The following is a 26,915-nucleotide window of genomic DNA, read 5'->3' as shown; positions in this document are numbered from 1 at the left end:
GACCGTGGGTCGGTAAAGCTGGTGCGGTGCTTGGACACGCCTGGGGCGAAGTCCTTTACCGAGATAAGCCCCGACTTCGCGAATCACCATAGGGGCCAGCAAGGCGAGGGTTCTGAAAGCCGCTTTGCAACGAAAAGGCCGGATATAAGCAAGCAGTCAATCCGCCCGGCCAGAACTTCCAATCAGCACTTGCCTCACGGAAGGCGTCCATATAAGCACCGCAGGCTGCCCGCAGCGAAGCGCAGGGACGCAGACAGCAGGGTCGCCTTTTGTTTGGTTACTTTATTTTGGCGAGACAAAATAAAGTGACGAGCCGCCGGGCTCCCCCCGGCCAGCAAGCCTCAGCAACCCCAACCCAGACAGTTAATCAGCAAAATTCCGCAGAGCCGCCTCGACAGCCGCCGCCGTAGCCTCAGGCTTCTCCATGGGAAACAGATGACTGCCATCAAGCATCATGATCCGCCCCTTCGTCACCTTCTCCGTCATGGCCATCCCGACCTGTTTCATCTCGGCCGACTGCCGCCCGCCGATGAAGGCGACCGGGCATTTGAGTGGATGCGCTTTTAGCAGGCTCTCCAGGTTGTCGGGCAGGGTGTTGTAGATGCTGGTTTCCACATCGCGGTCAAAGCTCAGCAGGCGCTGGCTGCCGGTGCCCGTGTCGGCATCGTGTGTGCCGTGCTCGATGTAGTCAATCAGCACCTGCTCATCCCACTGGGCAAAGGCTTTTTTGCTGCGGAAATGCGCCAGCACTTCGTCGCGGCCCAGCCACTGCTGTTTGCGCCTGCGGCTGATGGCGCCCGGCGAGATGGAGCCCACCAGCTGGGCGCGCTTGGCTACGCTGAGCGCAGTGGCGCGCCAGCCGCCCAGAATCGGCGAGTCAAGCATCAGCACTCCCTGCACGGGCAGGCCGCCCAGCACCGGGTTTCGCGCCGCGCACATCAGGCTTAAAAAACCGCCCAGCGAGTGGCCGACCAGGAAAGCGGGCTGGCCGGACTTTTCGACCTCCTGGCTGGTGAAGTCGGCAAGCTGCTGCACCAGGTGCGGCCAATTGCTGGTGACTGGGTAGCGCGGGTCGTGGCCGAATTTTTCAATCGCCTTGACCTGAAAGCCGCGGGCCTTGAGGCTCTTGAACAGCACGCCATAGGTGCTGGCGGGAAAACTATTGCCGTGCGAGAAGATGACCAGGGCTTTGGCGGGGGCGGTAGACGAGGTCGAGGAGGGAGAGGAGGGAGAGGAGGTAGAAGACGGCACGGGTTTAAATCAGCTTTTCGTTGGGACCGCTGATTTTCTTGAGCGGGTCATGGCGGCTTGCCGGCATTTTCAGGGGAATGTCTGTGTGCGCGTCGTCCCATACCGGGTCTTCAATGCTGTCGAACACTTCGCGCAGCCTCCTGCCCCAGTTGTTGTGCAGCATCGAGTAATAGGGGTTGCTGCTGTCGATGCAGACCACCTTGTCGCTCTGGAAGCTGTCAGCCTCATACACCACGAGGTCCAGCGGCATGCCCACCGAGAGATTGGACTTCATGGTCGAGTCCATCGACACCAGCGCGCATTTGGCGGCTTCCGCCAGCGGCGTCTCGGGGGTGATGACGCGGTCGAGAACCGGCTTGCCGTATTTCGATTCGCCCACCTGGAAGTAAGGCGTTTCACCCGTCGCTTCAATGAAGTTGCCGGCCGAGTACATCTGGAACAGGCGCATGCCTTCGCCCCGAATCTGGCCGCCAAAGATCAGCGAGACATTGAAATCGACATCGGCTTTCCGCAGGGCGTCGGCATCGCGGTCATAGACGTGGCGTATCGCCGAGCCCAGCACGCGGGCGGCATCGAACATGCTTTTGGCGTTCCAGATGGTGATGGATTCGCCGGTTTCGGCGTCCTTGATGTGCTCGATCTGGAGAATCTCGCGCACCGATTGCGAAATCGACAGGTTGCCGGCGGTCAGCAGCACCATGAAACGGTCGCCGGCCTTTTCATAGACGATCATTTTGCGGAAGGTGCTGATGTGGTCGAGTCCGGCATTGGTGCGGGAGTCTGACAAGAAGACCAGACCGGCATTCAGTTTGATGGCAGTGCAATAAGTCATGGCAGTTGGGTGAAGGGGTTTGGTATTTCGCATTCAAGCCAGCGCCGACAGCTTTTTTAGCTGGTAGAGCGCATCCAGCGCCTCACGGGGGCTCAGGGCATCAGGGTCTATCGTATCCAATGCCCTGTCAAGAGCAGTTTGTTCAGGTGCGGCTGTTGCTGGCGGAGCGGCAAAAAGATCCACCTGGGCGCGTGTTTCGGTTTGCTGCGTTTCCAGCGCATTCAGCGCGTGGCGGGCATGGGTGACCACCGCGCTGGGCACACCGGCGAGTTTTGCCACGGCAATGCCGTAGCTCTTGCTGGCAGGGCCGGGTTCGATGTGGTGCAGAAACACAATATTCGCCCCCGATTCCACGGCGCTGACATGGACATTGATGGCGCCATGGTGCTGCGCGGGGAACTCGGTCAGCTCAAAATAATGCGTGGCAAACAGGGTGAAGGCCTGGGTCTTGTTGTGCAGGTAGGCGGCAATCCCACCGGCGAGTGCCAAGCCGTCAAAGGTGGACGTGCCGCGGCCGATTTCATCCATCAGCACCAGCGAATGCGGCGTGGCGGTGTGCAGGATTTGCGCCGCCTCGGTCATCTCGAGCATGAAGGTGGACTGCGCGTTGGCCACGTCGTCGGCGGCGCCGATGCGGGTGTGGATGGCGTCTATGGGCCCGAGCCGGCAACGGGCGGCCGGCACGTAGGAGCCCACGCTGGCCAGCAGCACGATCAGCGCGACCTGGCGCATATAGGTGGATTTGCCGCCCATGTTGGGGCCGGTGATGACCTGCATGCGGTGTTTGCCGCTCAGGCTGCAATCATTGGCGATGAAGGAGCCGCCACCGGTTTCCGCCAGCCGCGCTTCAACCACCGGATGGCGGCCCTGGGTGATGTCGATGCAGGGTTCCTTCACAAACACCGGGGCGGCCCAGTTCAGCGTGAGCGAGCGCTCGGCCAGCGCGCACAGGGCGTCGAGCGAGGCGAGGGCGCGCGCCAGGCGGCTCAGCGCGGGAATGAAGGCCTGCAACTGGTCGAGCAACTGCTCGTACAGCCACTTTTCGCGTGCGAGTGCGCGCTCCTGCGCCGACAGGGCCTTGTCTTCAAAGGCCTTGAGTTCGGGCGTGATGTAGCGCTCGGCATTCTTCAGGGTCTGGCGGCGGCGGTAGTCGTCGGGCACCTTGTCGAGCTGGCCCTGCGTGACCTCGATGTAGAAGCCGTGCACCTTGTTGAACTGCACGCGCAGGTTGGCAATGCCGGTGCGGGCCTTTTCACGGCCTTCCAGCTCGAGCAGAAAGCCATCGCAGTTGGTCTGGATGGCGCGCAGTTCGTCGAGGTCGGCGTCGCAGCCGTGGTTGATGACGCCGCCGTCGCGAATCAGTGCGGCGGGCTCGTCGAGCACATAGCGGCCCAGCAATTCGGTGCATCCTGGCGGGGGCTGCAGATCCTCAAAAATTCGGGTCAACAGTTCCGGCAGCCCAGTACTTTCACCAGCGGCGTGCTCTGATTGTTGCTGCAGCTTGTCCAGGGTCTGGCGCAGCGCCACCAGTTCGCGCGGCCTGACTTGCCGCAGCGCGAGGCGGGCGGTGATGCGTTCGACATCGCTGCAGCCCTTGAGCCTGGCGCGCAGGGTTTGCTGTAGCCCCCCCCGCAAATGCGCAATCGCTTCGAGGCGGGCTTGAGCCTGCGCGCGGTCGCGGCGCGGGCTCAGCAGCCAGCTTTTCAGCGCGCGGCTGCCCATGCCGGTGCTGCAGGTGTCCAGCAGGGAAAACAGCGTGGGCGAATCTTCGCCGCGCAGGGTTTGCGTGAGTTCGAGGTTGCGGCGCGTGCTTTGGGGCAGTTCAATGAGTTCCCCCGACCGCACCACCTGCAGGCCCTGCACATGGGGCAGCGTGCGGCCCTGCGTATGTTCGGCGTAGCCCAGCAGCGCCGAGGCGGCGGCATGGGCCTCGTTCAGCGCTTCCGCATTCCATGAGGCCAGCGAAGCCACCTTGAGCTGTTCGAGCAAGCGGCGCGCGCCCAGCGCCCCGTCAAACTGCCAGGCCGGGCGCGCGCTGGCCGCGCAGCGCTGGGTTTTCAGGCGCTGTTCAAACGCCGGCGTGACGTCGACGTTGTAGAGCAGTTCGCTGGGGTTGACACGCGCCAGCCAGGTTTCCAGTTCGTCATTGGCGCAATGCGCCAGGTGAATTTCACCCTGGGTGACGCTCAGCCAGGCCAGGCCGCAGGTGTTGCGCGCGCCCTGGTGCACGGCCAGCAAAATCGATTCGGCCTTGTCGTTCAGCAATTCGGTATCGGTGAGCGTGCCCGGCGTCACCACGCGCACTACCTTGCGCTCGACCGGGCCCTTGGATGTCGCGACGTCACCGACCTGCTCGCAGATGGCGACGGACTCGCCAAGCTTGATCAGTTTGGCCAGGTAGCCTTCCAGCGAATGAAAGGGAACGCCGGCCATCACCACCGGCTCGCCGCCCGACTGGCCGCGCCGCGTCAGCGTGATGTCGAGCAGGCGCGCGGCTTTTTCGGCATCGGCGAAAAAGACTTCGTAAAAGTCACCCATGCGGTAGAAGACCAGCGTGTCGGGATACCCGGCCTTGATGCCAAGGTACTGCTGCATCATGGGGGTGTGGCGCTCCAGCGGCCCGGCGGGATTGGTGTGTTCTGGGGTCACCCGGATGGTTTCACTCATGCTTTTGGTAGGACGTCGTGCAGTTCAATACTGACTGGTGCTGAATACTGCTGAAAACAGCATTATCAATGTCAATGTGGTCTGCTTCAGGCCAGTGCACGGGCCGCCGCCTGCCGCAGCTCCCGCGCCATGGCACAGGCCAGCGCCAGGCGGCGCAGCAGCCAGGGGGTCAGGTCGGTTGCCACGAGGGGGTCGGGCCGGGGCTGGAAGGGCTGGCCGGCAATCGGGAGTTCGACGGCCTGCGGTGTAGCTGCGGTGCCGGACAGTTCAGCCGCAATATGCTCGGCGGCCTGCGCCAGCGCGGGGCCGGCCACCGACAAATCCAGTTGCGCGCGGCGCAGCAGGAGCAGTGACTTGACGGCCGTGAGTTGGGCCAGCAGCTGGTAGCTGCGTGCCTGCAGGGCCTCCAGCGGCTCTAGCGGCGGCCTGACCTGGCGCGGTTCGGCCAGGGTGCGCTGGGTGGCCAGGGTCAACTCCGAGAGGCTGTTGTACGCGTCACGGCGGGCCAGCCGCCAGGGCAGGTCCGAGGTTTGCGGGCCGCCGAGCAGGGCCAGGGCCAGCCGGGCATGCCGGATCTGCGCCTGCACGCTGCGCCGTACCAGGCCCGGAATCTGGTTGCGCTCCCAGGCTGGCAGGACATAGCTGAAGATCCAGGCGATCAGGGCGCCGAGCAGGGTGTCGGCCAGCCGTTCGCCCACCGCGAAAGTGAATTGCTCGCCGGCCAGCAGCAGGTGGGCCTGCAGCAGGCCGGAAACCGTCGCGGCGATGGAGGTGAAGAGATAGCGGCGCAGGGCAAAGGCATGCGCCAGCCCCATGCTCAGCGCCACCACGAAGAAGATGCTGCGGGCGCCCGGATGGATGGCCAGTATCGCCATGACCAGCCCGCAGCCCAGCAAGGTGCCGCCCACGCGCGCATTGCGGCGCTGCACGGTTTGCGCGAGGTTGCCGCGCATCACGACGACGATGGTGAGCAGGATCCAGTATTCATGCGCCACCCAGGGCAGGCGCAGGGACACGAGGTAGCCGGCGCCGACTGCCAGCGTGGCGCGCAGCGCATAGCGCAGCGTGGGCGCGCGCCAGGTCAGCTGGCCCAGCAGCGGCTTCCACGACCAGGTGGTGGCGCTGACAAAGAGCTGCCATTGCGTGCGCACGGCCGCCAGCTCGGGTGCCAGGTCGCCACGCGCCAGGGTGGCAATTTTCACCGCCTCGTCGTTGATGTGGCCGATGCGGTCCGCCATGTTGTGCAGCAGCGCCACGGTATCGGGTAGCTGTGTTTGCAGCGGATCGGGCTCCAGCGCGTTCAGCAGGGCGGTGCGCGGCGGCAGCACGCCGGCCAGCTGCGCGCGCAGGTCGTCCATGGCGTCAATCGCATGGCCTGATTTGCCCAGCAGCAGGGACAGGCTGAGCGCCTCCAGCCCGCTGGCGGTGGCATTGAGCGCCTGCTGCAGCGCCGGCAGGGTAGCGGTGCCGGCGCTGTGGTCCAGCAGGATGTCGAGGTCCAGGTCGCAGGCCAGCTGGTGGTCGCGCGCTTCGAGCAGGCTGAGCAGCATGGCGGCCAGGCGCTGGCGCGGCGGCGTGGTGGGCGACTCCAGCACCACGTCGCGCGTGTTTTGCAGGTGGTCTGCCAGCTCTGCCTGCTGCTGCAGCATGCTGGCCAGCAGCGCCTGGTGGTCGGGCTGCGGGGCGAAACGCCGGGCCTGGGTGCGCAGGATTTGGGCAAAGCTGTTCAGGCATTCGGCCAGCAGCTGGGTGCGATAGCGCTGGTTGAGCAGGTGGGTGGTGAGCACGGCCCAGAGCAGGTACAGCACGGCGCCGGCCAGAAACCAGCCGGCATCCAGGGCGATCTGCTCCAGCGAGTCGACAGGTGGCGCGGCCATCGAAAACAGCATGGCGAACATCAGTGAAAAGCAGATGGGGCCGCCGCGCTTGCCCCAGGCCATCATCATGACGGCCAGGAAGGTGCCGGCTACCAGCACCACGCCCAGCAACACCGCGTCCTGGCGCACCAGCTGCACCAGCACGAACAGCGGCACCCCCAGCAGCGGGGCGGGCAGCATCTGCATGATCTTGCGCTTGCGCGGGGCGGGTACATCCGGCAGGCTGGTGACCAGGACGCCGACCGCGGCGGTAGAGGCCGCGGCCAGGCCGGCAGCCTCGAAGATGGCCAGCATGATCAGCACCAGGCCCAGCGAGACCGTGAGGCCATTGGCTACATACTGGCTCAGGACGACCCGCAACCAGCTTTTCGCCTGGCCCTGCAGGCGTGCTGCCAGCGGCAGCGGGGTGTTCAGGGCAGGCTGGGTGCGGTTCATGGTGCGTTGCACACACTTTACCCAATGGCGGCTGGGTGATGTGCGGCAAGTGGGGTGCTTGATGCGTGGTAAATTGCCCTGGTTGCCGGAATGCCGTCAATTCATTGCAATTGATGCCTATCCCACTCCAACGAAAGAACGCAATGACCGAACAGAGTTCACCGACCCCTACAATCCCGGAAACCCTGAGCGAATGCGACGTACTCGTGATCGGTGGTGGTCCGGCGGGGGCCACGGCAGGGGCGCTGTTGGCGCAACGGGGGCACAAGGTGGTGGTCCTCGAAAAAGAACACCATCCGCGCTTTCACATCGGCGAGTCGCTGCTGCCGGCCAACTTGCCATTGTTTGAAAAACTCGGCGTGGCTGATGCCGTCAAGGCCATCGGGATGGAGAAATGGGGCGCCGAATTTGTCTCGCCCTGGCATGAGGCCAAGAGCCAGACCTTCAAATTCGGCGACGCCTGGGACAAGTCCATGCCGTTTTCCTACCAGGTGCGGCGCTCCGAGTTCGACGAAATCCTGATCCGCAATGCCGCCCGCCTGGGCGCCGAAGTCATTGAAGGCTGCCGCGTCAAGGACGTCGCGTTTGCGGCCGACCATGGCAGCGCTACGGTGCATGCGCAGCACGAGGATGGCCGCGTCCAGCACTGGCGCGCCCGCTTTGTGGTGGACGCCTCGGGGCGGGACACCTTGCTGGGCAAGCAGTTCGACGTCAAACGCCGCAATCCCAAGCACAACAGTTCTGCGCTTTATGGTCACTTCACCGGTGCCAGCCGGCATCCGGGCCAGGACGAAGGCAACATCACCATCTTCTGGTTCGAGCATGGCTGGTTCTGGTTGATCCCGTTGGCGGACGGCTTCACCAGCATCGGTGCCGTGGTCTGGCCGCATTATTTGAAGAGCCGCACCACGCCCGTCAGGGATTTTTTCCTCGACACGATTGCGATGTGCCCGGCCCTGAGCGAGCGGCTGGCCCACGCGACGCTGGCCTCCGAAGTGGAGGCGACCGGCAACTTCTCTTACGCCTGCGACCGCACGCACGGCCCCAACTACGTGATGATTGGCGATGCCTTCACCTTCATTGACCCGGTATTTTCGTCCGGCGTCATGCTGGCGATGCAGGGCGGCTTTGTCGGGGCCGAGACGGTCGATACCTGCCTGCGCGAACCCGCCAAAGCCGCGTCGGCACTGGCGCATTTTGACCAGCAGGTGCGGTTGGGCCCCAAGGAGTTTTCCTGGTTCATCTACCGCGTGACCAACCCGACCATGCGCGACATGTTCATGGATCCGAGCAATGTGTGGCGCGTGAAAGAAGCGTTGCTGTCAATGCTGGCCGGCGATATTTTTGGCAAAACACCGATCTGGCGGTCACTGGCGGTGCTCAAGGGCATTTTCTACATTGCATCAGCCTGGAATCTCAAACGCTCGTGGCAGGCCATGCGCATGCGCAAGGCCAACATTCGCGTCGTAGAGGGTGCTGAAACGGCTGCGCGCTAGGGCCGGCCACAGGCCTGACTTTATGGAACACAAGCCCCATGCTGTGCTGAACGAACACCTCAAGCTGCACGCCGCTCGCAGGGCCCTGCATGAAACCATCAGGCTGCACTTGGGCTTCGCGCTGCTGGGCGTGATCTGCCTGACCGTGACCTTGCTGGCCTTGCCGATGCGCGCGCTCTTGCCGCGCGCGCTGAGCAAGCGGATAGGCCGCAAGCTGGTCAACCTGCTGGCCCGGGGTTACTTGCGTTTTCTGGTACTCATGGGGGCCTGCCGCTTTGACCTGGCCGCGCTTGATGTGCTGCAGGGAGAGCCGGCCATGTTAATAGCGCCCAATCATCCCTCGCTGCTCGACGCCGTGATGATTTTGTCGCGCCTGCCCAATGCGGCCTGCATCATGAAGGCCGAACTGGTCAACAGTGTCTTTTTTGGCGCGGGGGCACGGCTGACCGGCTACATCCGCAACACGCCGATCCGTACCATGGTGCAATTGGGCGTTGCCGATTTACGCCAGGGCAGCCATTTGCTGCTGTTTCCGGAGGGCACGCGCACCAACCGGTTTCCAGTGGGTGCGATGCAGGGGACGACGGGGCTGATCGCCAAAAATGCCGGCGTGCCGGTGCAGACGGTGTTTATCGAAACTGATTCGGCTTTTCTGGGCAAAGGCTGGTCGGTGTTCTGGACGCCTAAAATGCCCATCACTTACAGGGTCCGGCTTGGCAAGCGGTTTGATCCGCCCCAGCATACGGCGCATTTTGTCAGCGAGCTGGAGCAATACTTCCAGGCGGAGCTGGCGCATGCGCAGTTGCCCGACTTTCCTGCCAAGGCGCCGCCGGCCTGAACCGGGCCGCTTTCGCTTTTTCTCTATCTTTCTTTCCTGTCCATGAATGCTTTGTTGCCCAGCGCGTCCCGCACGCATCTTGTCCTGATTCCCAGCTACAACCCCGGCCCCAAGGTCTATGACACGGTGCGTTCGGCGCGCGCGCAGTGGACGCCTGTCTGGGTGGTGGTCGATGGCAGCACCGATGCCAGCGCCGAGGGCCTGCAGGCGATGGCGGCGCAGGATGAAGGCCTGCGGGTGATCGTGCTGCCGCACAACGTCGGCAAGGGCGCTGCCGTGCTGCACGGGCTGGACCTGGCCGCGGCGCAAGGCTTCACGCATGTGCTGACCATGGACTCCGATGGCCAGCATCCGGCGCCGCTGATTCCCGACTTCATGGCCACCTCCGCCGCCCAGCCCGCCGTCATGGTGCTGGGTGAGCCGGTGTTCGCGGCCGATGCGCCGCGCCTGCGCGTCAACGGCCGCAAGCTGTCGAACGGTTGGGCCAACCTGGAGACCCTGTGGGCCGGCATTGGCGATTCGCTGTTCGGCTTTCGCGTCTACCCGATTGCGCCGCTGCGCGAGGTGATGCATGGGCAGCGCTGGATGCGCCGTTTTGACTTTGACCCCGAGGCGGCGGTGCGCATGTGCTGGCGCGGCGTCAAGCCGGTCAACCTGCCGGCCACCGTCAGATATTTTCGCGCCGACGAAGGCGGGGTCTCGCACTTCAACTACCTGCGCGACAACCTCTTGCTGAGCTGGATGCACTCGCGCCTGTTTCTGGGGTTTGTGCTGCGTCTGCCCGTGTTGCTGGCGAGGCGCTTGTTCGGGCGCCCATGAACAATCCTGGGAGTTTTTTGCTGGAGCGGCAGCTGAGCGCAGCCAGTGGGTGCTGGCGGTTCAGGCTGGGCTGGCGCTTCTCCCCCTGGTGACGGTGTTCGTCCCAAAGCCAGTGTTCATGATGCCTGCCTTCCTGCGGCAGGCCGTCAACTGGCGTTCCCGGGTTTGATCGCCTGGTATTCCGAAAACACGCCAACCTCCAGGTGTTGCTTGACCTGCGTCAGCCCGGCCGCCCTCAGTGTGGCCATGACCTGTTCGGGAGGGACGCAGGCTTCTATGCTGTCCCAGTAGTAACGCCAGATTGTTGCTGTATCTTTTTCCCGGGAAATAAACCGTGTCAGCAGCGGTATCACACCCCGCATGTAAGTTTTGAGCAGCCACTGTCCCAAGCCGCTTTTCGCCTGGGTTATTTCAAGGATGCACAGGCGGCCTCCGGGCTTCAATACCCGTTGAAACTCTGCAAACGCCACACCCAGGTCACTGATGTGGCGAAGTGCATAGCCCATGCTCAGGAAATCAAAGTGGTTGTCCGGAAAGGGCAATGATTCGGCCCGGCCCTCCATCAGCACCATGGTCTTGGGCAGCTTGCTGGCTGCCATCATGCCGGGGCTGGGATCAACCCCGGTGACCAAGGCGGGATCGCCGGCCAAGAGGCAGGCCTGCGCAGCAACCAGGCCGGTTCCCACGCCCACATCGAGCACTTTCATGCCCGCTTGCAAACCGCCCCGGATCAGGGCCTGGTGCCGGTAACGGGAACCGGTGCCCCATGCCAACATCGCCTCGATACGGTCGTAATCCGCAGCGGTATTGTCAAAGATCTTGCGCAAATAGGCTTGCCTATCCTGCTCTGTCTGGTAGTAATCAGTGAGCGGAATATGGGGTGCATGCGTCGTAGGGACGGGTTCGGAAGTCTTCATGGGGTATTTACCTCTAGACCTGAAACGGCAGTTGGACGCGCCGGGGGTGGGCCGTCATGGGCGTGCGTTGGCAAGGTGCGACGATGACGCAGGCTGATGTCTGCAAGGAGGAGCAACGCGGCCAGGCGTGCCCCGGGGGGCTTGATGGGGTGCGTTGTGCTCTCCCCTTGAGGTGATTGCCCTTGACGCTGGATCAGCCAGTTTTACACGTCTTTTTCAACAGTCAAGCGGATAACTGCTGGTTCGGGGGTCAGATCATGCCGCCATTGATGGAAATGATCTGCCCGCTGATGTAAGCCGCCCGCTCTGATGCCAGAAAACCGACGAGGTCGGCCACTTCATCGGCCCGGCCGGCCCGCTTCATCGGCACCATGCGTTCGATGACGTCGGAACTGAAGCTGCTATTGCTCATGGCCGTGTCAATGATGCCCGGCGCCACGGCGTTGACGGTGATGCCGCGGCTGGCCACTTCGAGGGCCAGCGATTTGGTGGCGGCGTGCAGGGCTCCCTTGGCCGCTGAATAGTTGACCTGGCCCCGGTTGCCGGCCACGGCGGCCACGGAGGTGATGGTGATGATGCGGCCCCAGCGGGTCCGTATCATCGGCAGCGTCAGGGGTTGGGTGACGTGAAAAAAGCCGTTGAGCGACACATCCAGCACGCGCTGCCATTGGGACAGCTGCATGCCGGGGAACACGGCGTCGTCGTGGATGCCGGCGTTGTTGACCAGCACCTGGATGGGCCCCTGTTCGAGCAGGGCCTCCAGTGCAGCCGCCGTGGCGGAGGCATCGGTGACATCAAAAGCCACGGCCTGCGCCTGACCGCCGTCGGCCGCGATGCTGGCCGCCACGGCCTGCGCCGTGGCCAGGTGGCTGTTGGCATGAACAATGACGCTGAAGCCGTCGGCCGCCAGGCGCCGGCAGATGGCCGAGCCGATGCCGCCGCTGCCGCCGGTGACAAGTGCACGTTTGAGGGGAGGGGTCATGAAGGTGTCCTGGAAAGGCCGGAGGGTTCAGCCCGCGCTGCCGCTGCCGTTGTTGACGGGGCTCGGCAAGAGGGCCGCATCGAGCACGACAACCGCACGCCCGCTGAGCAGGGTCTGGGTTCCGGCCTGCACCGTGAAGCTATAAAGCACGGTGTTGGCGTCCCCGGTCATCCGCTCCGCGCTGACGGTCAGGGGGCCGGGCACCGTGTCCAGCCGTTCGACATACAGGTTCACGCTACGCATGCTGGCCAGGTAGCCGGCGCGCGGTGGCGAGCTGCCGCCGACAGTGCCCGCAGCCGCCTCCGTCACCAGGGTGCCGTGCACCGCCATGGCTTGCGCCGCATATTCCACGCCGCAGGCCGCTCCCAGCCGGCCATGAGCCCGCAGCGGGTGGTCGGGGGCGCGATGGCTGCTGGCCTGGCAACGGATGTGGCTGTCGTCCCAAGCCGTGACGGTGTCGAGCAGGCACATGCTGCCCTGGTGGGGAATGCGGCGGGCGATGTCGTCCCGGTTCAGGGGCTGCCTGTTCATGGCGGCGCGACTTCCAGCGCCAGTTGCGTGCCTTCCAGGTAATCCAGTACCAGCGCTGCCGCCTGCTGTTGGGCAAGAGCCTGCAACAGAGGCAAGGCGCGGGCGGCCGGAATGGTCTGGCGCAGGAACTCCAGCCCGGCGTCGCTCATCACAGTGGCCGCAGCCGTGGTCAGGCCGTTGCCGCCCTGCAGCGTGATGCGGGCCACGCTGCGTGCGCTGGCGCCGGGGCGGATGACCAGCGCCACGCCCATCGTGTCGGGAACCGGCCGCTTGCTGCGCAGCGGTTCCGGGTAATCGGTGTCGTAGGCCACCAGCAGCACCGGGGTGTCGTCGATGACGGCCTGCGTCATCGCTTCCAGCAAGCTGGCGGCAAAGCTGCCGTCGTAGGCGCACAGCACCGACGAAGAGGGCATGGCGCCGGTGGAAATACTCCAGTAACCTGACGCCGCGTTGTGCACCGAGTTGTGAAAGCGGGTGGGTGAAATCAGCCGGTCGCTGGAGGCCAGCGCCGAGCAGATCTCGTGGCAATTGACACCGTCACCACTCGAGGACGTGAATACCGAGGGCAGTTCGGCGGCGCTAAGTCCGGCCGCGTCAACCGCCTCATGGCCGACCGCCAACGAAACCTTGATGACCGCACCGGCACGCCGGCGTTCCGCCGGTGGCAGCGACATTGGCGAGGGAAGCAGGGTTTTTTGCGGGGCATAGGGCGCCAGGCCAGCCAGGTGCTGGCGGCCTTCTTCCCAGCTGGAAAAACCGGGGCCTAACAGTCCTATGCCCTCGACAAAAACCGTGAGCGGGTTGGCGGCGGGTGGGTTGGATGCAGTCATATCCGGCGTTTCACGTATTCGGCATTCAGCCGGCGCGGCCAAAAACAAGGCTGCAGTTGGTGCCGCCGAAACCGAAAGAATTGCTGAGCACATGCGTCAGCGCCTGATCGCGGTTTTCCAGCAGGTAGTTGACCGGCAGGCTGGGGTCCACGCTGTCGGTGTTCACGCCGCCGGGCATGAAGCCCTGTTGCAGGGCCAGCGCGCTGATCACGGCCTCTATGCCACCGGCGGCTCCGAGCGTGTGGCCGGTCGCCCCCTTGGTGGAGCTGCAGGGCAGCGCATGCGCGCCAAAAACGGTGGCGACGGCCTTGCTCTCCGCCGCGTCGTTGGAGGGGGTGGCCGTGCCGTGCAGGTTGATGTAGTCGATCGCGCCGGGCTGCAGGCCCGCGCTGGCCAGTGCCTGCCGCATCGCCATGACTGCGCCCAGCCCGTCCGGATGCGGCGCCGACATGTGGTGCGCGTCGCTGGATTCACCGGCGCCGCGCAGCAGCACCGCGCTGGCGTCCAGACTGCCAGGCGTCCTCTCCAGCAGTGCAAAGGCCGCACCTTCGCCGATGGAGATGCCCTTGCGCGCGGCGTCAAAGGGTTGGCACGGGCTGCGCGATAGCAGATCCAGCGAGTTGAAGCCGTACAGCGTGGTCAGGCACAGCGAATCCACCCCGCCGACGATGGCCGCGTCAATCAGCCCGGCGGCCATCATGCGGCGGGCCGAAGCAAAGACCTTGGCGCTGGAAGAGCAGGCCGAAGACACCGTCACCGCCGGTCCTTCGAGACGGAAATACTCGCGCACGAAGGCTGTCACCGAGAAGGGGTTGTGCGTGGATGCATAAATAAAGCTGGCGGGCAGCGCGCCGGTGGCGGGGTCCAGGTCGCGGTAGGCGAGCTCGGTCTGCAGGATGCCGGAGGTGCTGGTGCCCAGAAAGATGCCGATTCGCCGGTGTCCTACGCGTGCGGCCACGTCCTGTACCGCCTGCTCGAAATTGTCTTGCCGCAGGGCCAGCCGGGCCAGCCGGTTGTTGCGGCAATCGAATGCCTGGAGTCCGGCAGGCAAGGCTTCGTCGGCCAGGCCCTCGACGGCCCCAATCCAGGTGGGCAGGTCAGCCGAATCGAAATCGCAGGGCTTCAGGCCGCTGCGCTGCGCCCGCAGCGAAGCCAGCGTCTCGCCCAAGCCTTGGCCGATGCAGCTGGTGGCGGTGAAATGGGAGAGCCAGAGCGGGTTCAGAAAAAACTAGCCAATCAAAAGATGAAGTGAGATGTTAGCAAATACAGGCGTGGGGGCGTCGGGCGCCGCTAAAAAGAAGGCTTGGGCAAAGGAGGAGCCTCAGCGCCTGCCTGAAAAACAGGCATTGACCCCCGCCCAACGAGACCCCAAGGACAGGGAAAATGGCCAAATAATGCTGTTTATTGATGTTTCCTAAAAACATGACAACCGCCGAGCAACTCGAGCGTTATGTCTCCCAGGAACGATCCTGGAGAATGTTGGCATGGTGCAAAAGCGATTGAGCGAAGCGGCGAAGAAGCGCTTGCGGGCCGGGCACATGCTGCTGGCGGGCAAGGGCTGCGCGGAAGTGGCATTGGCCGTGGGCGTGGCGCGGCAAACCGTGTACACATGGAAAAGGCTGCTCAATGAGGGCGGCATCGATGCCTTGCGAGCCGTGCCAGAGCGCGGGCGGCCGGCCCAGTTGGATGAGCAGCAGCTGGCGGCTGTGCGAAAAGCCCTGCTGCAAAGCCCGACCGAGCATGGATTCGGAACCGAGTTGTGGACCCTCAAGCGGGTGGGTGCCGTCATCGATCGTATGCACGGCGTGCTCTTTGGCCAGACGCAGGTCTGGCGCATCCTGGGCAGCCTGGGCTTCAGCGCGCAAAAACCCGAAAAGCGCGCCATCGAGCGCGACGAAGAAGCGATGCGGCAGTGGACGCGGCGCACTTGGCCCGCGCTCAAAAAAAGGCCCAGCGAGAAGGCCGGCTGATCGTCTTCATCGACGAATCGGGCATCAGCGAACGCCCAACTCGAGTGCGTACCTGGGCCCCCAAGGGGCAAACCCGCCGCTGCTTGTCATCTGGGATGGCCTGAAGGCGCAACGCAGCCGTCTGGTGCGCGACTACCTGGACAGTCTGAACGGGCACATCCAGATCGCGTTTCTGCCGCCGTACGCACCCGATCTCAATCCGATGGAGTACCTTGCAGGACGCCTCGCAGCGTTCGAACGGCGATTTCTTCTAGCCCGGCGTTGATTAGAACTTGCAATAGAGGCTGAACCTGATGTGCTAGGTCCGGTCTGAATGCAAACGGAAATTCTTCATCCATGTATAGGCTTTGGCACATCTCCAGTTGAATGGCATGAATGCTTTGGTCTGGATTACCGTAATGCCGGGTGATATAGCCCCCCTTGAAGCGGCCGTTCAAAACGTACGAGAAATCATGTGATTTGTTCGGCTCGGTCAGCGGCTTGAGCACGGCCGCCATGATTGATGCTGAGCACGTTGCGCCGGCATTGGTGCCGAAATTGAAGTCCGGCAGCTTGCCTTCGAACAGGCGCGGCAGCACGCTGGCAATGGAGTGCGCTTCCCACAGCAGCACCTGGCCGTGCAAGGCCCGGAGCCGGTCCAGCTCGGCGCGCAGGGCGTCGTGGTAGGGCTGCCAGTAGGCGGCGCGGCGCCGGCTGATCTCGGCGGCATCGGGTTCGCGGCCCGGGGCGTAGAGGGGCACGCCCTTGAAGGTTTCCGTGGGGCACAGGCCCGTGGTGGTCTGCCCGGGGTAGAGGCTTTCGCCGTGGGGCGGGCGGTTCAGGTCGATGGCGTAGCGCGAGACCGTCGCGCCCAGCACCGAGGCGCCCATGTCCTTGGCAAAGGCATAGAGCCTGTCCAGGTGCCAGTCGGTGTCGCTGACGATGCCGGCCTCGGGTGAGAAGGCGGAGGCGATTTCATCCGGCAACAAGGTGCCCAGGTGCGGGATGGAAATCAGCAGCGGGGCATCGCCCTGGTGGAGCGTGAACAATGGGTGGGTCATGGTGGGTGGGCTTAGAACGTGTTTACGATCTCTTTGGGGGTTCAGAAACCAGAATGGCATCGACTGGCAGCTGGGGCATGCTCTTGCGTATCGCGGGCAGCGTGTCGTGGTTGAGCGCGGTTTGGGTGATGCGGACAATGTCGTCGGCCATCGGCGACCATTCTTCTTCACGGCACAGCAGGTAGAAGTCGCGGCGGCCCAGGCCGGCGCCGGGGATGGCCAGCAGATCAACCTGGCCCAGCCAGGCGCGCGATTGCCACAGGCATAGCGGCGTGCTGATGGCCCAGCCCAGACCGGCGGCGACCAGGCTCAGCATGGGGTCGGTGGCATCGAACTCGAAGCGCCTGGGCGCGTCCACGCCCAGGTGGCGCAAAAAGCGTTCGATCTGTTGGCCAATCACGGAGCGCTGGGAGTAGCGGATCAGCGGCAAGTCTCCCGCTATGGCAGCCTTCAGCCCACGGGCTTCGGCCAGTGCCGACGGCGCCGCGCCGCGCGGAAACACGGCCACCCAGCTTTCTGAGAACAGCAGGCGCTCGGTGATGCGGGGGTCCTCCTTCGGGACTTCGGTGCAGATGGCCAGGTCCAGTTCACGCGCCAGCAACTGCTGGTTCAGGCCAGGCGTCAGGCCCGACCAGAGCTGCAACTGCCGCGCCGACCCGGACAGCGCATGCACCAGCGCCGGCCCCACCGTGGCGGCAAAAGAGTCCACACAGCCCAGGCGCAGCTGGGTGTGGTCCAGGCGGATGCTGGCACGCAACTGCTCGGACACGGCGCGGGCGCTGGACAGCAAGCCGTCGGCCATGTCCAACAGCCGTGTGCCGGCGCGCGTGGGGCGAGCCGGGCGCACCTCGCGGTCAAACAGGGTCACGCCATAGTTGCCCTCCAACACGCGGATCATCTGGCTGACGGCACTCTGGGTGATGCCCAGGCGCTGGGCGGCCAGCACCATGGAGCCGGCTTCACACACCGTGACAAACGTTGCCAGCGCCCGTAAATCGGGCAAAACCTGACCGCGCCGCGCGTTGTCGGGCGACGCCGCGGTTGGCGTGGGCAAGGACGAAGAAGGCGGCTGTTGGCTGCGCATGGTGTACCCCGACGATGGTGGTCGCTCCATGGTTGCAAGAGCAACTTATGAAGCAAAACTAATATTTTGAATTAGTTTTCGTTTATCTCCAAAGTGCAGCCGCCGCCCTATTTACGCTTGCAGCTATTCAAACCTCCTGGGAAATTGACATGGAAAACTTCGATGCCATCGTGATCGGTGCTGGCGTGATCGGCAGCTCGGTCGCCTACCATCTGGCGCGCCTGGGGTGCACCAAGGTGCTGGTGCTGGACCGCACGCAAATCGGCGCGGGAACGACCTCGCAGTCCAGTGGCATTCTGCGCACCCACTATTCCGTGATTGAAAACGTGCGCATGGCGCAGGCCTCATGGAGGGTGTTCAATGATTTCGCCAACTACCTAGGCGATGAAGACGCCGCCTCTGGCATGGTCAAGTGCGGCTATGTCATCGCCGCGCCTGAAGGCCCCAAGCTCGCGCCATTGCACGCGGCATTGGAGGCCCAGCAGGCTCAGGGCATCGAAGTACGCTTCCTGGGGCAAAGCGAGGCCCGCAGCCTGTTGCCGATTGCGCGCTTCGACGATGCGGCGCTGATCGGCTACGAGCCCGAAGCCGGCTTTGCCGACGCCTACCTGGTCGCAACCAGTTTTGCGCGCAGCGCCCGCCGGCTGGGCGTGAAGATCAAGGAAGGCGTGGAAGTCCACAAGCTGCTCCTCGAAGGCGGCAAGGTCGCCGGCGTCGAAACCTCGCAGGGCACCTTCCGCAGCGGCACGGTGATCAGCGCGCAGAACATCTGGGCCACCGACATTGAACGCTGGACAGGCATTCCGAGCCCGGTAGTGCCCGAGCGCCACAGCGTGCTCGCCCTCGAGGGCCCTGAGGCCTACACCTTCAAGATGCCGGTCTACAAGGACCTGGGTTCGCCAGGCATGCTGTACTGCCGCAGCTACGGCGGCAAGCAGATGCTGGTCAGCGAGGGCGTTGTGGGCGAAACCCTGCCCAAGCCCGACAACGAGCAGGGCGACATCAGCATGGATTACATGGTGGAAGTCGGCGCCCAGGTGGCCGAGCGTTTCCCCAGCTACGAGACGGCGGGCGTGGCCTCGTCATGGACCGGTGTCTATGACGTGACGCCTGACTGGAACCCGGTGCTGGGCCGCCTGCCCGATGTGCCAGGCTTGGTAGTGGGCTACGGGTTTTCCGGCCATGGCTTCAAACTCTCGCCGGCCGTGGGCCTGGTGCTGGCGCAATCGGCCCTGGGTCTCGCGACCGAGGTCGACATCGCGCCTTACGCACTGGAGCGTTTTCGCACCGGCCAGCAACTGGTCGGCAAGTACGGCCTGGGCGCCGTGTCCTGATCGGCCCTTCCTCCCTTCCTCCTTTCTGAAGTCATCCCATGCACATCCTCGTTCTCGTCAAGCGCGTCGTCGACCACAACATCAAGGTCCGCGTCAAAAGCGATGGCTCGGCCGTCGACACGGCTGGCGTCAAGATGTCCATCAACCCCTTCGATGAGGTCGCGCTGGAGCAGGCCGTGCGCCTGAAGGAGCAGGGCCTCGCCAGCCGCGTGACGGCCGTGACCTGCGGCGCGCCCATCGCGCAGGACGTGCTGCGCACCGCGCTGGCCATGGGGGCCGACGCCGCCATCCTGGTCGATGCGCCCGCCGCGCTCGACCCGCTGGGCGCCGCGCGCCTGTTCCGCGCCCTGGCCGAGCAGGAGGGCGCCGGCCTCATCCTCTGCGGCAAGCAGGCCATCGACGACGACCTCGGCGCCACCGGCCCCATGCTGGCCGCTTTGCTCGACTGGCCGCAGGCCGTCGCCGTGAACCGGCTGGCGATTGAAGCGGACGAGTTGCAGGTCTCCACCGATGCCGATATGGGCGCCGAGCAACTCGCGCTCAGCCTGCCCGCCGTGCTCAGCGTCGACCTGCGCCTGTGCGATCCCCGCAACATCACCTTGCCCGCCATGATGCGGGCGAAAAAAGCCACCATCACCACGCTGCCCGCCGCCTCGCTGGCCGAGAGCGGCCAGCCCTGGGTGCAGCTGCTGGGCGTGGCCGAGCCCGCGGCGCGTGCGCCCGGCGTGCGACTGGCTGGCATGCCCGCGCTGGTCGATCGCCTGCGCGGCCTGCCGGCCTTCCAGGCGGTCTGAACCTTTCGCCCGTCCGCTCATTCGCTGAAATTCCCGGAGTCTTCTGATGAACATCCTCGTCCTGGCGGCCTGCGACGGCCTGCAACTCGACCCCTCTACCGCCCACGTGGTGAAGGCGGCCACACGGCTGGCCGCTATCGCTGATACGCAGGTCCACCTGCTGCTCATCGGCCACGGCCTGACGGCCGCTGCCACCCAGGCCGCGCAGCTGCACGGCGTGGATATGGTGCTCGTGGCCGATGACCCCGCGCTCGCGTCGCCCGGCGCCGAAACCCGCGCCCGCCAACTGGCCGCCATGGCCGCCGGTTATGGCTGGGTGATCGCTGCGCACACCCTGGCCGCGCGCGCCGCGCTGCCGCGTGCGGCGGCCCTGTGCAACGCGGCCTACCTGTCGGATGTGACGCGTGTCGACGGCGACACCCTGGAACGCCCGGCCTATGCCGGCGTCGTGTTGACGCAGGTCCGCTCGACCGCGCTGATGACCTTTCTGACGGTGCGCGCCAGCAGCTTCAAGCCGGTGGGCCACGCCGAATCAGCCGTGGCCATCACCCCGGTGCCCGCCGTGGCGCCGGACACGCGCACACGCCTCCTCAGCCGGGAGGCGGCCGCCAGCACGCGGCCGGACCTCGGCCGGGCGCACATCGTCGTGGCCGGCGGCCGGGGTGTGGGCTCGCGGGAGAGCATGGCCAGGGTCGAGGCGTTGGCCGACTGCCTGGGGGCCGCCGTGGGCGCCTCGCGCGCCGCGGTGGACGCGGGCTTTGCCGCCAACACCGTGCAGATCGGCCAGACCGGCAAGACCATCGCGCCGCAGGTCTATGTGGCGCTGGGCATCTCCGGCGCCATCCAGCACCTGGCCGGCATCAAGGACGCCGACTGCATCGTCGCCGTCAACAAGGACCCGGACGCCCCCATCTTCCAGATCGCCGACTACGGCGTGGTCGGCGACCTCTTCGACGCGCTGCCGGCCCTGCAGGCCGGCCTGCCGGCTGCGCCGGTCGCATCGCTTGCATCGGCCGCGGCCTGAGCCATGAACGTCGCCGCTTTGCCCGCGGGGCTGCGCCGTTTTGCCGTGTCGGACCTGGTGGCCGAGCCCTGGCGCAATGGCGGCGGCCAGACACGGCAGATCGCCGCCTTCGGGACGGGTGATGGCGGCTGGGACTGGCGCGTCAGCCTGGCGGACATCCGCCGCGACGGCCCGTTTTCTGTCTTTGCCGGCATGGATCGCCAGGCGCTGCTGGCCGATGGCCGGCAGCTCACCTTGCGCGCCGATGCCGCTGCCTTGCGGTTCACCCGGCTCGGCGACGGCCATGCCTTCGACGGCGAGCTGGCGCTGGCCACCGAGCTGGGCGAGGGCCCGGTGCGCCTGTTCAATGTGATGACGCGGCGCGGCCAGGCAACGGCCGCCGTCAGCGCCCACCGGAGCAGCGCCGAGCTGTCGCTGGCTGAAAGCGGCGCCCTGGTGGTGCTGGTGGCCTTGGGGGAGTTCAGCCTGTCGTTTCGCGGCACGCGTGCGGCCTCGGCTATCGAGCAGCATGTGGGGCTGGGCGAAGGCCTGCATTTCCATGGCTTGGCGGGCGCCTTGCGCGTGGAGGCGCTCAGCCTCGATGCCTGTCTGCTGGTGGCGCAGCTCAGCCCTTGAACGCCGGCTTGGCGTTGTCGCTTTCTTCCCCCAAAAACAATTCAAGCCCACCCCGATGAACACCGAAGAAATCCTGGCCCAGTTCGGCCCCCGCGAAGCGATGGAATACGACGTGGTCGTGGTGGGCGGCGGCCCCGGCGGCCTGGCCACGGCCATCCGGCTCAAGCAGCTCGCCGCTGAAAAAGGCACGGAGCTTTCCGTCGTCGTGCTCGAAAAAGGCTCCGTGCCCGGCGCGCACATCCTCTCCGGCGCCGTGATGGACCCGAAGGCGCTGACCGAACTCTTCCCCGACTGGAAAGAACTCGGCGCGCCCTTGAACCAGCCCGTCACCGCCGACGAAGTCCTCTTCCTCAGCGAGACCGGCGCCGTCAAGATACCCGACTTCTTCGTGCCCGCGTGCTTCTACAACGAAGGCAACTACGTCATCAGCCTGGGCAACGTCGTGTGCTGGCTCGCGCAGCAGGCCGAGAACCTGGGCGTGGAAATCTTCCCGGGCTTTCCCGCCGCTGAAGTGCTCTACAACGACGACGGTTCCGAAGATGGGGGCTTACCTTCGGTAAAAGGTGTCGCTACCGGCAACCTCGGCATCGGCAAGGACGGCCAGCCCACCGACAATTTCCAGCTCGGCATGGAGCTGCACGGCAAGTACACCGTGTTCGCCGAAGGCGCGCGCGGCCACCTCGGCCGCCAGCTCATCAATCGCTTCAAGCTTGACGAAGGCAAGGATCCGCAGTCCTACGCCCTCGGCGTGAAGGAGCTCTGGGAAATCGATCCGGCCAAACACAAACCCGGCCTCGTGATCCACACGGCCGGCTGGCCCATGGCCAGCGACACCTACGGTGGCGGCTTCATGTACCACCTGGAAGACAACAAGGTCACGCTGGGTTTGGTCACGGGTTTGGATTACACCAATCCCTACCTCAGCCCCTTCGAGGAAATGCAGCGCTGGAAAACGCACCCCAGCATCAAGGCTTATTTGGAGGGCGGCAAGCGCGTCAGCTACGGCGCGCGGGCTATCACCGCGGGCGGCGCGCTCAGCCTGCCCAAGACGGTGTTCCCCGGCGGCGCCCTGGTCGGCTGCGAAGCCGGTTACCTCAACGCCAGCCGCATCAAGGGCAGCCACGCTGCGATCAAGTCCGGCATGCTCTGCGCCGAAGCTGCTTATGACGCCGTCATTGCCGGCCGCCAGCACGACGAACTCGCCGGTTACCCCAAGGCCTACGCCGAGAGCTGGCTGGCCAAAGAGCTGGACCGGTCGCGCAACTTCAAGCAGTGGTTCAAGAAGGGCGTGTATGTCGGCTCATTCATGACCGGCATCGAGCAGTGGCTGCTGCCCAAGCTGGGCATCAAGAGCCCTCCCTGGTCTATCCACCGAACCGAGCCCGACCACGCGCGCCTCAAGCCCGCGGCCGAGTGCAAGTCCATCGCCTATCCCAAGCCGGACAACAGGCTCACCTTCGACCGCCTGAGCTCGGTGTTCGTCTCCAACACCAACCACGAAGAGCACCAGCCCGCGCACCTGACGCTCAAGGATGCGAGCGTGCCGGTGACCATCAACCTGGCGAAATACGCCGGCCCCGAGAGCCGCTACTGCCCGGCGGGCGTCTACGAGTTCGTGAAGAACGCCGACAACACCGACCGCCTGCAGATCAACGCGCAGAACTGCGTGCACTGCAAGACCTGCGACATCAAGGACCCGACGCAGAACATCGTTTGGGTCACGCCCGAAGGTGGCGGCGGGCCGAACTACGCGGGCATGTGAAGCGTCTGGCGCGTAGGCGTTTTGTGCGTTAAATAAAAGAGGCCAGCTTGATGGCCTCTTTTTCATTCCGGGTTGCGCGGATAAATGATGATGGAAAGGAACTTGATCGGGCATTGCGTCAGGTTCTCCGGCCCGTGCGGCACGTCGCCCTGAAAACTCAGCGAGTCGCCCGGCTGCAGCACATAGGTCTGCTGGCCACAGCGGTACTCGATCACACCTTCGAGCATGTACAGGAATTCCGTGCCGGGATGCTGGAAGGTCGGGTAGCGCTGGCTGTCGTCGTCGATGGTGATGAGAAAGGGCTCGAAGAGTTTGACGGGCCCTTGGTCGTATGCCAGAAGGTGGTAGGTGTGCCCGTCTTTGGTGCCCCGACGCACCACTTCCATGCCTGCACCACTTTTGACGTGCTGCGCGGTTGCAGCAGTTGCGTCGTACTTGCTGAACAACATGGACATGGACACGCCAAGCGCGCGTGCAATGCGAGCCAGTGTGTCCATGCCAGCCATGGTGCTGCCGGTCTCTATCTTCGAGAGCATTCCCCTGCTAAGGCCGGCCTGTTCAGCGATCTGGGCGATGGTCAGACCGTCGCGCAGGCGCAGCTGGCGGATGGCCGCGCCGACGGATTCTTCGAGGGAGGGGGGCTGGATTTCAACGGGAGTGGTCATGGTGGGCAGTGCTTTTGAGCAAGTTTAATGCACCAAAAAAATAGTTCGCAGTAGGCATAAATGTTGCATCACAGGAATTAATGCGATAAGCTTCAACCATGGAGCAAGTCGTTCCCCGTAGTGCGTTGCACTATTTTGTTAAGACCCAAGGAGCTTGTTCCATGAAGTCAGATCCCACCTCCCGCCTGGCCGCGCCGGCCGGTACGCTGGTCCCCTCGCCACGCTTCGACACGGTCGAGGCGGCGCAGGCCTATTTGCTTGAGCAGGGCGTCAGCTACGTGCTGGCCCAGTTCGTAGACATCCACGGCGTGGCCAAGGCCAAGTCGGTACCGGTAGCGCATTTGCCTTCCATCATGAAAGAGGGCGCGGGCTTCGCCGGTTTCGCCATCTCCGGCGTCGGCATCGAGCCGCACGGCCCCGACTTCATGGCCAAGGGCGACCTCTCCACCCTGTCGCTGGTGCCTTGGCAACCGGGTCTGGCACGCATGGTTTGCGAAGGCCATGTCGAGAACGAGCCTTGGGCCTTCGACAGCCGCGTGGTGCTGCGCGGCCAGATCGAGCGACTGACGGAACGCGGCTACACGCTCTTCACCGGCCTGGAGCCCGAGTTCTCGCTGCTGCGCCGCGACGACAAGGGTGCGCTCGCACCGTGCGATCCCAGCGACACGCTGGCCAAGCCCTGCTATGACTACAAGGGCTTGTCGCGCACGCGTGCCTTCCTGGAGCGCCTGTCCAACGACTTGCGCGCCGTGGGCATGGACGTCTACCAGATCGACCATGAGGATGCCAACGGCCAGTTCGAGCTGAACTACACCTTCACCGACTGCCTGACCTCGGCCGACCATTTCGTCTTCTTCAAAATGGCGGCGTCGGAGATCGCCAACGACATGGGCCTGCTGTGCTCCTTCATGCCCAAGCCGTTTGCCAACCGTCCCGGCAACGGCATGCACATGCACATGTCCATCGGCGACGGCAAGAGCAACCTGTTTTGCGATAAGAGCGATGCACGCGGCCTCGAACTCTCCGAGCTGGCTTATCACTTTCTCGGCGGCCTGCTGGCGCATGCACCGGCGCTCACCGCGCTGTGCGCGCCCACCGTCAACTCCTACAAGCGCCTGGTGGTTGGTCGCTCGCTCACCGGCGCGACCTGGGCACCCGCCTACATCACCTACGGCGACAACAACCGCTCCAGCATGATCCGCATCCCCAAGGGCCGGCTGGAGCTGCGCCTGCCGGACGGTGCGGCCAATCCCTACCTGGCCACCGCGGCCGTCATCGCCGCGGGCCTCGACGGCGTGGACCGCAAGCTGGACCCGGGCGTGCCGCGCAACACCAACCTCTACGAGTGGAGCGAAAGCGAACTCAGCGAGGCGGGCATCGGCCTGCTGCCGCAGAACCTCGGCCTGGCACTCGACGCCCTGGAAGCTGACACGCTGGTCTGCGATGCGCTGGGCCCGGTCGCCCAGGAATTCCTCAAGCTCAAGCGGATGGAGTGGCTGGAGTATCAGCGTCACGTCTCCGATTGGGAAATCAAGCAATACCTCGAATTCTTTTGAAAGGGAAACGCCATGTGCGGAATAGTTGGACTTTTGGTGAAAACGCCGGCGCTGCGTGAGCAGCTCGGCGAACTCATGGTGCCCATGATGATCGGCATGACCGAGCGCGGCCCCGACTCGGCCGGCCTGGCCGTCTTCACGCCGCCGCTGGCCGATGGCCGCCGCAAGGTCAGCGTGTTCTCCGGCCTGGTCAAGGGTGGTGCTACGTACGACTGGCAGGCCCTCGTCGCCGCGCTGAACGGCGCGTTCGGCGTGAACGCCTCGGTCGAGGCCAAGGGCAACCACGGCATCATCGCCTTCGACGGTTCGCCCGACACGGTCAAGGCCTGGCTGCACGGCTACCAGCCGCTGCTGCAGGTGTTCTCCGCAGGCCAGAGCATCGACCTCTACAAGGACATCGGCACGCCCGCCGAAGTCGCGGCGCGCTACCGCTTCGCCGACTTCAAGGGCAGCCACCTCGTCGGCCACACCCGCATGGCGACCGAGTCCGCTGTAACGGCCGACCGCGCTCATCCGTTCACCGCCGGCGAGGACTTCTGCCTGGTGCACAACGGCTCGCTGTCCAACCCCAACGGCATCCGCCGCATGCTGGCGCCTTACGGCATCCAGTTCGACACCGACAACGACACCGAAGCGGCGACCCGCTTTCTGGAGTGGCGCCTGCGCGAGGGCGACAGCCTGAAGGACGCGCTGCAAAAGGGCTTCGAAGTGCTCGACGGCTTCTACACCTTCCTGATGGGCACGCCCAACGAACTCGCGCTGATCCGCGACCCCTTCGCCTGCAAGCCGGCGGTGGTGGCCGAGACCGATGACTACGTGGCCATCGCATCCGAGTTCCGCTCGCTGGCCCACCTGCCCGGCGTCAAGCACGCCCATGTCTTTGAACCCGCCCCGGAGGAGATGTACGTATGGAAAGCATGAAATTCGACCTCGCAGCCACGCCGCTGCGTGAGGTGAACCAGTTCCTGCACAAGCAGGCCAAGCCCGGCCTGTCGGTGCAGATCGACAACCCCAACGGCGCCCATGCGATTGCAGCCGGCATGAATGCCGACGTCAGCATCACGGTGGAAGGCCATGCCGGCTACTACGCCGCTGGCATGAACCAGATCGCCAACGTCATCATCAACGGCAGCGCCGGCACCGGCGTGGCCGAGAACATGATGAGCGGCAAGGTCCACGTCAAGGGCTTCGCCTCCAACGCCGCCGGTGCCACGGCCCAGGGCGGGCTGCTGGTCATCGACGGTGATGCCGGCCTGCGCTGCGCGATCTCGCTCAAGGGCGCGGATGTGGTGGTGGGCGGCTCGGTAGGCAGCTTCTCGGCCTTTATGGCGCAAGCCGGCAACCTGGTGGTGCTCGGCGACGCCGGCGAAGCGCTGGGCGACTCGCTCTACGAAGCCCGCATCTTCGTGCGCGGGAAGGTCAAGAGCTTGGGCTCCGACTGCGAGCAAAAAACCATGGGCGAGGCCGAGCGCAGCATCCTGGCCGACCTGCTGGCCAAGGCCGGCCATACCGACGTGGACACCGGCGCCTTCAGGCTTTTCGGGTCTGCCCGCACTCTCTACAACTTCCATGTTGACAACGCAGGAGCCTACTGAC

Annotated in this window: 23 protein-coding genes and 1 pseudogene; 12 read left to right on the top strand and 12 right to left on the bottom strand. The window is 64.8% G+C overall.

Going from position 1 to position 26,915, the window contains the following annotated elements; translation table 11 throughout:
• Positions 1 to 363: 363 nt before the first annotated feature.
• The 4 genes from AC1DUR_RS09385 to AC1DUR_RS09370 all read right to left on the bottom strand — a co-directional run bounded on the left by AC1DUR_RS09385 (position 364) and on the right by AC1DUR_RS09370 (position 7,062).
• The gene (locus AC1DUR_RS09385; RefSeq protein ID WP_477718632.1) at positions 364 to 1,185 is read right to left on the bottom strand and encodes an alpha/beta hydrolase; all 822 of its coding nucleotides are present in this window, start codon (positions 1,183 to 1,185) and stop codon (positions 364 to 366) included.
• A gap of 70 nt (positions 1,186 to 1,255) precedes the next feature.
• Entirely contained in the window at positions 1,256 to 2,083 is an 828-nt protein-coding gene (locus tag AC1DUR_RS09380; RefSeq protein WP_477718623.1) for a proteasome-type protease, read from the bottom strand.
• Between the two features lie 33 nt (positions 2,084 to 2,116).
• Positions 2,117 to 4,750, bottom strand: a complete 2,634-nt coding sequence (mutS, locus tag AC1DUR_RS09375; RefSeq protein WP_477718622.1) for a DNA mismatch repair protein MutS — start codon at positions 4,748 to 4,750, stop codon at positions 2,117 to 2,119.
• Positions 4,751 to 4,836: 86 nt separating this feature from the next.
• Positions 4,837 to 7,062, bottom strand: coding sequence for an FUSC family protein (locus AC1DUR_RS09370; RefSeq protein WP_477718621.1), 2,226 nt, complete (start codon positions 7,060 to 7,062; stop codon positions 4,837 to 4,839).
• A gap of 143 nt (positions 7,063 to 7,205) precedes the next feature.
• Between AC1DUR_RS09370 and AC1DUR_RS09365 the strand changes: the two genes are divergently transcribed.
• From AC1DUR_RS09365 to AC1DUR_RS09355, 3 genes are read left to right on the top strand one after another with little or no spacing between them, the layout of a single operon-like run.
• A complete protein-coding gene (locus AC1DUR_RS09365) occupies positions 7,206 to 8,558 on the top strand; it encodes an NAD(P)/FAD-dependent oxidoreductase (protein ID WP_477718620.1) in 1,353 nt (450 codons plus the stop codon).
• A 22-nt stretch (positions 8,559 to 8,580) separates the two neighbouring features.
• Positions 8,581 to 9,396 (top strand): lysophospholipid acyltransferase family protein, encoded by an 816-nt coding sequence (locus AC1DUR_RS09360; RefSeq protein WP_477718619.1) that lies wholly within the window; start codon positions 8,581 to 8,583, stop codon positions 9,394 to 9,396.
• 42 nt (positions 9,397 to 9,438) lie between these two features.
• Positions 9,439 to 10,215: a glycosyltransferase family 2 protein gene (locus AC1DUR_RS09355; RefSeq protein WP_477718618.1), complete on the top strand. Its 777-nt coding sequence runs from the start codon at positions 9,439 to 9,441 to the stop codon at positions 10,213 to 10,215.
• A gap of 146 nt (positions 10,216 to 10,361) precedes the next feature.
• Here the strand turns inward: AC1DUR_RS09355 and AC1DUR_RS09350 are convergent, their stop codons facing one another.
• From AC1DUR_RS09350 to AC1DUR_RS09330, 5 genes are all read right to left on the bottom strand, one after another.
• Positions 10,362 to 11,132, bottom strand: a complete 771-nt coding sequence (locus AC1DUR_RS09350) for a class I SAM-dependent methyltransferase (protein ID WP_011484214.1) — start codon at positions 11,130 to 11,132, stop codon at positions 10,362 to 10,364.
• A 250-nt stretch (positions 11,133 to 11,382) separates the two neighbouring features.
• Positions 11,383 to 12,114 (bottom strand): 3-oxoacyl-ACP reductase FabG, encoded by a 732-nt coding sequence (fabG, locus tag AC1DUR_RS09345; protein WP_477718617.1) that lies wholly within the window; start codon positions 12,112 to 12,114, stop codon positions 11,383 to 11,385.
• Positions 12,115 to 12,141: 27 nt separating this feature from the next.
• Positions 12,142 to 12,645: a hotdog family protein gene (locus tag AC1DUR_RS09340; RefSeq protein ID WP_477718616.1), complete on the bottom strand. Its 504-nt coding sequence runs from the start codon at positions 12,643 to 12,645 to the stop codon at positions 12,142 to 12,144.
• Entirely contained in the window at positions 12,642 to 13,475 is an 834-nt protein-coding gene (locus tag AC1DUR_RS09335) for a beta-ketoacyl synthase chain length factor (RefSeq protein WP_477718615.1), read from the bottom strand. The genes AC1DUR_RS09340 and AC1DUR_RS09335 overlap by 4 nt, the downstream gene beginning before the upstream one ends.
• A gap of 25 nt (positions 13,476 to 13,500) precedes the next feature.
• The gene (locus tag AC1DUR_RS09330; protein WP_477718631.1) at positions 13,501 to 14,697 is read right to left on the bottom strand and encodes a beta-ketoacyl-[acyl-carrier-protein] synthase family protein; all 1,197 of its coding nucleotides are present in this window, start codon (positions 14,695 to 14,697) and stop codon (positions 13,501 to 13,503) included.
• Between the two features lie 262 nt (positions 14,698 to 14,959).
• Here AC1DUR_RS09330 and AC1DUR_RS09325 point away from each other — a divergent pair.
• A pseudogene (locus AC1DUR_RS09325) lies at positions 14,960 to 15,659 on the top strand (IS630 family transposase); the annotation flags it as partial.
• On the opposite strand, the gene hutG reads toward AC1DUR_RS09325, so the two are convergent.
• Both hutG and AC1DUR_RS09315 read right to left on the bottom strand, forming a co-directional pair.
• Positions 15,640 to 16,485: an N-formylglutamate deformylase gene (gene hutG, locus AC1DUR_RS09320; protein ID WP_477718614.1), complete on the bottom strand. Its 846-nt coding sequence runs from the start codon at positions 16,483 to 16,485 to the stop codon at positions 15,640 to 15,642. The pseudogene AC1DUR_RS09325 and the gene hutG overlap by 20 nt on opposite strands.
• Positions 16,486 to 16,507: 22 nt before the next feature.
• Positions 16,508 to 17,569 carry a LysR family transcriptional regulator gene (locus AC1DUR_RS09315; RefSeq protein ID WP_477718613.1) on the bottom strand — a complete coding sequence of 354 codons (1,062 nt, stop codon included), beginning with the start codon at positions 17,567 to 17,569 and terminating at the stop codon, positions 16,508 to 16,510.
• A gap of 149 nt (positions 17,570 to 17,718) precedes the next feature.
• On the opposite strand from AC1DUR_RS09315, the gene AC1DUR_RS09310 reads away from it, so the two are divergent.
• Genes AC1DUR_RS09310 through AC1DUR_RS09290 form a run of 5 tightly spaced genes read left to right on the top strand, consistent with a single transcriptional unit; the run spans position 17,719 to position 23,098 of the window.
• Positions 17,719 to 18,903: an NAD(P)/FAD-dependent oxidoreductase gene (locus AC1DUR_RS09310; protein ID WP_477718612.1), complete on the top strand. Its 1,185-nt coding sequence runs from the start codon at positions 17,719 to 17,721 to the stop codon at positions 18,901 to 18,903.
• Positions 18,904 to 18,941: 38 nt separating this feature from the next.
• A complete protein-coding gene (locus AC1DUR_RS09305) occupies positions 18,942 to 19,697 on the top strand; it encodes an electron transfer flavoprotein subunit beta/FixA family protein (RefSeq protein ID WP_477718611.1) in 756 nt (251 codons plus the stop codon).
• 46 nt (positions 19,698 to 19,743) lie between these two features.
• Positions 19,744 to 20,721, top strand: a complete 978-nt coding sequence (locus tag AC1DUR_RS09300; protein ID WP_477718610.1) for an electron transfer flavoprotein subunit alpha/FixB family protein — start codon at positions 19,744 to 19,746, stop codon at positions 20,719 to 20,721.
• Positions 20,722 to 20,724: 3 nt separating this feature from the next.
• Complete coding sequence (locus tag AC1DUR_RS09295) at positions 20,725 to 21,336, top strand: HutD/Ves family protein (protein WP_477718609.1); 612 nt, start codon at positions 20,725 to 20,727, stop codon at positions 21,334 to 21,336.
• Between the two features lie 55 nt (positions 21,337 to 21,391).
• Positions 21,392 to 23,098 (top strand): electron transfer flavoprotein-ubiquinone oxidoreductase, encoded by a 1,707-nt coding sequence (locus AC1DUR_RS09290; protein WP_477718608.1) that lies wholly within the window; start codon positions 21,392 to 21,394, stop codon positions 23,096 to 23,098.
• Between the two features lie 62 nt (positions 23,099 to 23,160).
• On the opposite strand, the gene AC1DUR_RS09285 is transcribed toward AC1DUR_RS09290, so the two are convergent.
• On the bottom strand, positions 23,161 to 23,763 hold the full coding sequence (locus AC1DUR_RS09285) for a helix-turn-helix domain-containing protein (protein WP_477718607.1): 603 nt from the start codon (positions 23,761 to 23,763) through the stop codon (positions 23,161 to 23,163).
• 161 nt (positions 23,764 to 23,924) lie between these two features.
• On the opposite strand from AC1DUR_RS09285, the gene glnT reads away from it, so the two are divergent.
• The 3 genes from glnT to AC1DUR_RS09270 are packed head-to-tail and all read left to right on the top strand — an operon-like array spanning position 23,925 to position 26,914.
• Entirely contained in the window at positions 23,925 to 25,319 is a 1,395-nt protein-coding gene (gene glnT, locus AC1DUR_RS09280; protein WP_477718606.1) for a type III glutamate--ammonia ligase, read from the top strand.
• A 12-nt stretch (positions 25,320 to 25,331) separates the two neighbouring features.
• Positions 25,332 to 26,240, top strand: coding sequence for a class II glutamine amidotransferase domain-containing protein (locus AC1DUR_RS09275; RefSeq protein ID WP_477718605.1), 909 nt, complete (start codon positions 25,332 to 25,334; stop codon positions 26,238 to 26,240).
• Positions 26,228 to 26,914, top strand: coding sequence for a protein glxC (locus AC1DUR_RS09270; RefSeq protein ID WP_477718604.1), 687 nt, complete (start codon positions 26,228 to 26,230; stop codon positions 26,912 to 26,914). The genes AC1DUR_RS09275 and AC1DUR_RS09270 overlap by 13 nt, the downstream gene beginning before the upstream one ends.
• Position 26,915: the final 1 nt, after the last annotated feature.

Source organism: Polaromonas sp. P4_F4, assembly GCF_056401355.1.
This window is presented reverse-complemented; position numbering and strand designations above follow the sequence as displayed.

Coding starts and splice junctions, on each gene's coding strand:
- AC1DUR_RS09380 (WP_477718623.1), bottom strand. CDS start 2,083: ATGACTTATTGCACTGCCATCAAACTGAATGCCGGTCTGGTCTTCTTG.
- mutS (WP_477718622.1), bottom strand. CDS start 4,750: ATGAGTGAAACCATCCGGGTGACCCCAGAACACACCAATCCCGCCGGG.
- AC1DUR_RS09370 (WP_477718621.1), bottom strand. CDS start 7,062: ATGAACCGCACCCAGCCTGCCCTGAACACCCCGCTGCCGCTGGCAGCA.
- AC1DUR_RS09365 (WP_477718620.1), top strand. CDS start 7,206: ATGACCGAACAGAGTTCACCGACCCCTACAATCCCGGAAACCCTGAGC.
- AC1DUR_RS09360 (WP_477718619.1), top strand. CDS start 8,581: ATGGAACACAAGCCCCATGCTGTGCTGAACGAACACCTCAAGCTGCAC.
- AC1DUR_RS09355 (WP_477718618.1), top strand. CDS start 9,439: ATGAATGCTTTGTTGCCCAGCGCGTCCCGCACGCATCTTGTCCTGATT.
- AC1DUR_RS09350 (WP_011484214.1), bottom strand. CDS start 11,132: ATGAAGACTTCCGAACCCGTCCCTACGACGCATGCACCCCATATTCCG.
- fabG (WP_477718617.1), bottom strand. CDS start 12,114: ATGACCCCTCCCCTCAAACGTGCACTTGTCACCGGCGGCAGCGGCGGC.
- AC1DUR_RS09340 (WP_477718616.1), bottom strand. CDS start 12,645: ATGAACAGGCAGCCCCTGAACCGGGACGACATCGCCCGCCGCATTCCC.
- AC1DUR_RS09335 (WP_477718615.1), bottom strand. CDS start 13,475: ATGACTGCATCCAACCCACCCGCCGCCAACCCGCTCACGGTTTTTGTC.
- hutG (WP_477718614.1), bottom strand. CDS start 16,485: ATGACCCACCCATTGTTCACGCTCCACCAGGGCGATGCCCCGCTGCTG.
- AC1DUR_RS09315 (WP_477718613.1), bottom strand. CDS start 17,569: ATGCGCAGCCAACAGCCGCCTTCTTCGTCCTTGCCCACGCCAACCGCG.
- AC1DUR_RS09310 (WP_477718612.1), top strand. CDS start 17,719: ATGGAAAACTTCGATGCCATCGTGATCGGTGCTGGCGTGATCGGCAGC.
- AC1DUR_RS09305 (WP_477718611.1), top strand. CDS start 18,942: ATGCACATCCTCGTTCTCGTCAAGCGCGTCGTCGACCACAACATCAAG.
- AC1DUR_RS09300 (WP_477718610.1), top strand. CDS start 19,744: ATGAACATCCTCGTCCTGGCGGCCTGCGACGGCCTGCAACTCGACCCC.
- AC1DUR_RS09295 (WP_477718609.1), top strand. CDS start 20,725: ATGAACGTCGCCGCTTTGCCCGCGGGGCTGCGCCGTTTTGCCGTGTCG.
- AC1DUR_RS09290 (WP_477718608.1), top strand. CDS start 21,392: ATGAACACCGAAGAAATCCTGGCCCAGTTCGGCCCCCGCGAAGCGATG.
- AC1DUR_RS09285 (WP_477718607.1), bottom strand. CDS start 23,763: ATGACCACTCCCGTTGAAATCCAGCCCCCCTCCCTCGAAGAATCCGTC.
- glnT (WP_477718606.1), top strand. CDS start 23,925: ATGAAGTCAGATCCCACCTCCCGCCTGGCCGCGCCGGCCGGTACGCTG.
- AC1DUR_RS09275 (WP_477718605.1), top strand. CDS start 25,332: ATGTGCGGAATAGTTGGACTTTTGGTGAAAACGCCGGCGCTGCGTGAG.
- AC1DUR_RS09270 (WP_477718604.1), top strand. CDS start 26,228: ATGGAAAGCATGAAATTCGACCTCGCAGCCACGCCGCTGCGTGAGGTG.